2 protein-coding genes are annotated in these 1,809 nt (G+C 34.1%); both read left to right on the plus strand.

What is annotated here, in order from left to right; genetic code table 11:
* Positions 1-221 precede the first annotated feature (221 nt).
* A complete protein-coding gene (locus AB1414_20195) occupies positions 222-728 on the plus strand; it encodes a metallophosphoesterase (protein MEW6609735.1) in 507 nt (168 codons plus the stop codon).
* Positions 715-1,671 (plus strand): histone deacetylase, encoded by a 957-nt coding sequence (locus AB1414_20200; protein ID MEW6609736.1) that lies wholly within the window; start codon positions 715-717, stop codon positions 1,669-1,671. The genes AB1414_20195 and AB1414_20200 overlap by 14 nt, the downstream gene beginning before the upstream one ends.
* Positions 1,672-1,809: the final 138 nt, after the last annotated feature.

The following is a 1,809-nucleotide window of genomic DNA, read 5'->3' on the forward strand; positions in this document are numbered from 1 at the left end:
AAAAAAAATCCGCTCAATCCGTTCAATCCGCTTACAATAAAAAAATGTAATCTGTTTAATCAATTATCCTTTTATTTCTAATTGCACAGGTGGAAACATTTTGAGAGAAAAATAAGGAATAATGAGCCTCTATCTAATTTTTCACCGAGAATTCCTGAGTTTCAGAAATTTCCCTTGACATTTTTATTCATTCATTGTAAAATATATTTGGTGTAAGATTAATGAAAATAGGTATTATGGCTGATTCTCACGAGAATATGCCAATGATTGCAAAGGCTGTAGAATATTTTAATCAAGTTCAGGTAGATTTAGTCTTGCATGCGGGTGATATTATATCTCCTATTACTTGTAAAGAGTTTAAGCATCTGAATAGTAAACTCATTGCTGTATTTGGAAATAATGATGGAGAAAGGGCTTTATTAACAAAAAAGTTTAATGAACTAAAGATAGAAATTTATCAGGCTCCTTATGAGTTAACTATTGTAGGAAAAAGAATTTTACTATATCATATTCCGGATTTTTTAGATGATTTAATTAAAAGTGGGGCGTATGATGTTATTATTTATGGACATACACATACCGTAGATGTTAGAGAAGGTAAAACATTGGTAATTAATCCGGGGGAATGTGGTGGGTGGTTAACCAATAATTGCACGGTGGGAATTCTTACATTGCCTGAATGCCGTGTGGAAATAGTTAATATGGAGAATAAATGTGAAAAAAAATAATGAACCAGGAATAGGATTAGTTTATCATCCAGCTTATTTATTTCATGAGACCCGAGGGCATCCGGAAAATAAACTTCGATTAATAAAAATATTAAAATACTTAGAAGAAAGTCCAATTAGAGACAAATTATTTTATATTCCACCACGATATGCGACGGTGGAAGAGGTTAGTTTTATTCATCCATTGACTTATATAAAAATGATAGAGCGTGCCTGCCAGACAAATAAAAAGTCGATAGACCCGGATACCCAGATATGTTTTAAGTCTTATGAAGTCGCACTTTTAGCGGTTGGTGGAGTAATATCAGCAATTGATGCGGTGATGGAAGAGAAGAAGGTGAAAAATGCCTTTGCCTTAATCAGACCACCAGGACATCATGCCGAACCTAATAAAGGAATGGGATTTTGTATATTTAATAATATTGCGATTGGCGCAAAATATGCCCGGAAGAAATATGGTCTTAAAAAAATACTGATTATTGACTTTGATGTCCATCACGGAAATGGAACACAATTAGTTTTTTATGATGACCCGGGTGTATTATATTGTTCTATTCATCAATATCCATTTTATCCAGGCACAGGGACTCAATTAGAAAAAGGCGAGGGTAAAGGAGAAGGATTTACTATCAATATTCCTCTTCCGGCTAAAAGTGGTGATTTAGAGTATATTCAGGCATTCAAAAATTACATACAACCACAAAGTTTAGAGTTTAACCCGGAGTTAGTTTTAGTTTCTGCGGGATTTGATGCACATAAAGATGACCCGATTGGCGGTATGAAGTTAACTACCGAAGGTTATAAAAATCTGGCAAAGATGATTTGTGAGATAGCAGAACAATGTTGCGAAGGTAAAATCGTCTCCTGTCTGGAGGGAGGTTATAATTTAGAGATATTGCCTGTTCTTGTAGAAGAATATCTATTAGAGATGTTGAATTATTAGGGGAATAATAAGTAACATAAAATTTGGGGTAACTATTTACCCAAATGAAGTGCAAGGTAATCGGTAATCAGGTAATCGGTAACAACCAATTGATCTTTTCCCTTTACCGATAACCTGATGACCGATAACTGATTACCT

The organism is bacterium, from assembly GCA_040755795.1.
Taxonomy (GTDB): Bacteria; UBA9089; CG2-30-40-21; order CG2-30-40-21; family SBAY01; genus JBFLXS01.

What these genes read in the sequence shown, in the direction of transcription:
- AB1414_20195 (MEW6609735.1), top strand. Translation starts at nt 222, where the DNA reads ATGAAAATAGGTATTATGGCTGATTCTCACGAGAATATGCCAATGATT.